The sequence below is a fragment of the Novilysobacter viscosus genome, from assembly GCF_046600715.1.
Lineage (GTDB): Bacteria > Pseudomonadota > Gammaproteobacteria > Xanthomonadales > Xanthomonadaceae > Lysobacter_C > Lysobacter_C viscosus.
In genome coordinates this window covers 1-4,131 of sequence record NZ_JBJMAV010000019.1, presented here as the reverse complement: position 1 = coordinate 4,131, position 4,131 = coordinate 1, and the positions used below count along the sequence as shown (strand labels likewise).

At 62.8% G+C, this 4,131-nt stretch carries 3 protein-coding genes; all 3 read right to left on the bottom strand.

Going from position 1 to position 4,131, the window contains the following annotated elements:
• Positions 1-342: 342 nt before the first annotated feature.
• On the bottom strand, positions 343-723 hold the full coding sequence (locus tag ACJQWL_RS13925) for a GFA family protein (protein WP_441005015.1): 381 nt from the start codon (positions 721-723) through the stop codon (positions 343-345).
• Positions 724-1,110: 387 nt separating this feature from the next.
• Positions 1,111-1,377, bottom strand: a complete 267-nt coding sequence (locus tag ACJQWL_RS13920; protein WP_330969977.1) for a hypothetical protein — start codon at positions 1,375-1,377, stop codon at positions 1,111-1,113.
• A gap of 2,133 nt (positions 1,378-3,510) precedes the next feature.
• Positions 3,511-3,819 (bottom strand): hypothetical protein, encoded by a 309-nt coding sequence (locus ACJQWL_RS13915; RefSeq protein WP_330969976.1) that lies wholly within the window; start codon positions 3,817-3,819, stop codon positions 3,511-3,513.
• Positions 3,820-4,131 lie beyond the last annotated feature (312 nt).

Here is a 4,131-nt window from a genome sequence, read left to right as displayed (position 1 = left end):
CCCGTGAGCTGGAACATTAGCAGCCCAGGCCGACCGGCGCTTTACCCGGAACCCGCAAGGCGACATGCCGCCGAAGATGGCCCCGCAATGATTGAGCCGAGCAGCCAAGCCGGTGTGCGGCCAGCAGCCTGATGTTGCCGAAGGAGAGCGGCCGGAGCCGGCGCCGGGTGAGCCCGCGACGCACGACACGTTGGCGAGGCAGCGGCCGAAGGAGCGACTGCCGAACAACGCTCAGCAGTGCCGCCTAACACCTGAGTTAAGCCGCGCCGCGAAGCGGCGTCGGCTTGGACGAGTTGTTAGGCGGCACCCGTAACGCTACGACCGCCGCCCGCAAGAAGCTATTCAATCCAGAAACTTCCACGTGTCGGCGCCATCAAAGCGCCGGACGGGGACCGACGCCAACAGCTCCGGCTCAAAGTTCCGGAGGTTCACACCTTGGCGAGCGCCCGGCGTTGGGGCGACCGGCTCCCAGTGGGTTGCGATGCCACAGCTCTTACAACGGAAGTTTCGCAGGGCGCGATCACCCCACATGTAGCTCTCCGTGTTGGCAGGATGCCCCTGGATAGCAACGCTACCAAGCTCGTAGTACGCCCAGATGCCCCCGGTGCGGCGGCACAAGGAGCAATTGCAGCTCGTGGCAGTTTCCGGCACCGCGGGAAGCGTCAGGCGCACACCTCCGCAGTGGCAGGAACCCTCCAGCGAGATGTGCTGTTCATTGTTCACGACGCGCCTACCCTGCTGTGCCGCCTAACACCGGAATTAAGCCGACCCGCGAAGCGGGTTCGGCTTGAATGACTAGTTAGGTGGTGCTGCCCCGGATGCCGGCAGAGCGTGCAGCGGCGAGGCCCGCACCACCCGTGAGCTGGAACATTAGCAGCCTAGGCCGACCGGCGCTTTACCCGGAACCCGCATGGCGACATGCAGCCGAAGATGGCTCCGCAATGATTGAGCCGAGCAGCTAAGCCAGTGTGCGGCCAGTAGCGAAATGTTGACGGAGGAGAGCGGCCGGAGCCGGCGCCGGTTGAGCCCGCGACGCACGACGCGTTGGCGAGCCAGTGTCCGAAGAAGCGACCGCCGAACAACGCTCAGCAGTGCCGCCTAACACCTGAGTTAAGCCGAGCCGCGAAGCGGCTTCGGCTTGAATGAATTGTTAGCTGCCATCCATTCCGCAAAGGCAGCGCAGACGCCGGATACGAACGCCTGCTGTAGAGACTCTGGAGAGGAGTAGTCCTGGCACTCATAGAGGCCGGTCAGACCTTGGGTGTTGTGGTACTGCGCCTCATCCACGTAGATGTACACGGTAAGGTCCGAGTCGCCGACGGACGCGCGGATGTAAGTCTCGTTGGTGCCCAGAAGCTCGCCGTTGGTGAGCGCCATTCCCATTGACGCCAAAGCGGCAGAGAGCTCAGACCGACAGCGGTCTTGAAACGGGCTCAATTGGCGATCGGCTCCCATGGCAGCTAACACCGGAATTAAGCCGACCCGCGAAGCGGGTTCGGCTTGAATGACTAGTTAGGTGGTGCTGCCCGGATGCCGGCAGAACGTGCAGCGGCGAGTCCCGCACCACCCGTGAGCTGGAACATTAGCAGCCCAGGCCGACCGGCGCTTTACCCGGAACCCGCAAGGCGACATGGAGCCGAAGAGGGCCCCGCAATGATTGAGCCGCGCAGCCAAGCCGGTGTGCGGCCAGCAGCCTGATATTGCCGAAGGAGAGCGGCCGGAGCCGGTGCCGGATGAGCCCGCGACGCACGACACGTTGGCGAGTGAGCGGCCGAAGGAGCGACTGCCGAACAACTCTCAGCAGTACCGCCTAACACCTGAATTAAGCCGACCCGCGAAGCGGGTTCGGCTTGAATGACTTGTTAGGCGGTGCTGCTCCGATGACTGGCTGAACTCGCCAGCGCCAACCGCGGCCAACCCGCCTCCTGGCGGAACACTACCAGCCCGAGCCGACCGGCGCTTTACCCGGAACCCGCACGGCGACATGCCGCCGAAGATGGCCCCGCAATGATTGAGCCGAGCGGCCAAGCCCGTGTGCGGCCAGTGGCGAGGTTTTGCCGAAGGAGAGCGGCCGGAGCCGGCGCCGGATGAGCCCGCGACGCACGACACGTTGGCGATTGAGCGGCCGAAGGAGCGACTGCGGAACAACTCTCAGCAGTACCGCCTAACACAAGAATTAAGCCGACCCGCGAAGCGGGTTCGGCTTGAATGACTAGTTAGGTGGTGCTGCCCCGGATGCCGGCAGAACGTGCAAGAGCGAGGCCCGCACCACCCGTGAGCCGGAACATTAGCAGCCCAGGCCGACCGGCGCTTTACCCGGAACCCGCAAGGCGACATGCAGCCGAAGATGGCCCCGCAATGATTGAGCCGAGCGGCCAAGCCGGTGTACGGCCAGTAGCGAGATGTTGCCGAAGAAAATTGGCCGGAGCCGGTGCCGGCTGAGCCCGCGACGCACAACACGTTGGCGAGGCAGTGGCCGAAGGAGCGACTGCCGAACAGCTATCAGCAGTACCGCCTAACACCTGAGTTAAGCCGACCCGCGAAGCGGGTTCGGCTTGAACGAATAGTTAGGGCTCACCCCGGATACTCGGGTTTGGGCGAACCCGTACGGCAACTAGTGCGCTGTATGAGGATGCGGGGATAGCCCGTCCGGTGAGCGGGCGAGGCTCCAACCGCCGCAACTCTAGATCATGGTGGCCGACGGCGACATGGCTGCGCCACGCGTAGGCACCTCCGTTCCACGGCAGTACTACGCGGCGCGGATCCGCACCAGGTGCAACGTATGTCACTGTTCCCCAAGCCTCGCCTTGCCAAATGCACTTAACGTCCGATGGGCAGCGCCGATCATCGTAAGCGGCAAATGTAATGCTTCCGCCAGCAGGTAGAGGTGCCGTCTGGCCGAAGCACAGCGTTATCAGGGTCTCAGGACCGACAGGTGCGCTGATGCTTTGCAAGCGTGGACAATCATCTTGGTCAGTTGCCGGAGCGCTAGTAGCTGAAATGGGCGGCACGGTGGCTCGCGCCGTAGGCGCTGGCTGTCCACCGCACCCGAGAAGGATGCAAGAACCTAGTGCTGTTGTGACGAGCCAGCGCATAACCTTCCTATGAGCCCTAACGCCTGAGTTAACCGGACCCGCCCGCCAGGCGGTGGGTGATGGCAACCGATCCACGACACCTTTCAACGAAGCGGCGAAGCGGGTTCCGGTTGGACGAATTGTTATGGGGCTGCGGCCACCGTACTGGCCGCGTGTCTCAAAAACGACAGCGCTTCAGTGGCCGAAATGCCTCGCCGCCGTCCCCAGTGTCCAAAAAGCGCTGCAGTCGCAGATCGCAAAGTACGTTGTGATGCTGCGACTGCAGCGCTTTTTAGCATGTTCGCGCGATCGGCGGCAGTCGGCCGACGGCACATCCCATCATCAGATTTTTCTGCAGGCGCTACGTGGTGTTCCCGCTGCCGCATAACACCTGAATTAAGCCGAGCCGCGAAGCGGCTTCGGCTTGAATGAATTGTTAGAGCCCAGCCCGATGAAGCACATGGGTAAGCTCAAATTGGTTGCAACCTTGATCTGGCAAAATCCCGCGAGAGTCGGGAATGCCAACCTCAAATCCCTCCTCAACGTCCTCGAAGTAGAGCAAGCCATCGGGGAGCTCTGCGACGACCAAAGCACTTTCAACCGCGCCGAAGCGGGAAAGAGGTAAAGGATAGAAACGAACGCGATAGGCGGCAAAAGCCGCCTGTTGCTCAGCCGAGCAGCTGGCAAGCTGTTCTGCAACGATCGCCTCAAGCTCAGAGACTGTGATTGGCTGCCATGTATCCAATGGGCTCTAACACCGGAATTAAGCCGACCCGCGAAGCGGGTTCGGCTTGAATGACTAGTTAGGTGGTGCTGCCCCGGATGCCGGCAGAACGTGCAGCGGCGAGGCCCGCACCACCCGTGAGCTGGAACATTAGCAGCCCAGGCCGACCGGCGCTTTACCCGGAACCCGCAAGGCGACATGCCGCCGAAGATGGCCCCGCAATGATTGAGCCGAGCAGCCAAGCCGGTGTGCGGCCAGCAGCCTGATATTGCCGAAGGAGAGCGGCCGGAGCCGGTGCCGGATGAGCCCGCGACGCACGACACGTTGGCGAGT

Coding starts and splice junctions, on each gene's coding strand:
- ACJQWL_RS13920 (WP_330969977.1), bottom strand. CDS start 1,377: ATGGCGCTCACCAACGGCGAGCTTCTGGGCACCAACGAGACTTACATC.